This is a genomic window from Limimaricola sp. G21655-S1, from assembly GCF_027213785.1.
Lineage (GTDB): Bacteria > Pseudomonadota > Alphaproteobacteria > Rhodobacterales > Rhodobacteraceae > Limimaricola.
This window is the reverse complement of the sequence record NZ_JAPWGO010000279.1, coordinates 1-264: the sequence shown is the minus strand read 5'-3', so window position 1 is coordinate 264 and position 264 is coordinate 1. Positions and strand designations below refer to the sequence as shown.

At 57.2% G+C, this 264-nt stretch carries 1 protein-coding gene; it reads right to left on the bottom strand.

Annotated features, from left to right (window positions below; translation table 11 throughout):
• Positions 1-264 (bottom strand): PLP-dependent transferase (locus O4G76_RS20770; protein ID WP_269399009.1); only part of this gene is annotated, 264 nt, incomplete at both ends.

Sequence of the window (264 nt, the reverse complement as noted above, 5' to 3'; positions counted from 1 at the left end):
CGATGAGGTCGATGCCAAACTCTGCCGGTCGCTGAAACAGCGGTGTCGCCCAGCTGTTGTCGATCACCGAGACCACCCCAAGCCTACGTGCTTCGGCTCCTATGGCGCTCAGATCCTGCGTGGTGAAGCTCCATGAGGTGGGGCTTTCCAGATAAATCAGGCTGGCACCGGGCAAGGCTGCCAGAACAGCTTCTGTATCGGTGCCATCCACGTAATCTGTGGTAACACCGAATTTTTTCAGCACGCACTCAAACAGGCGGAAGG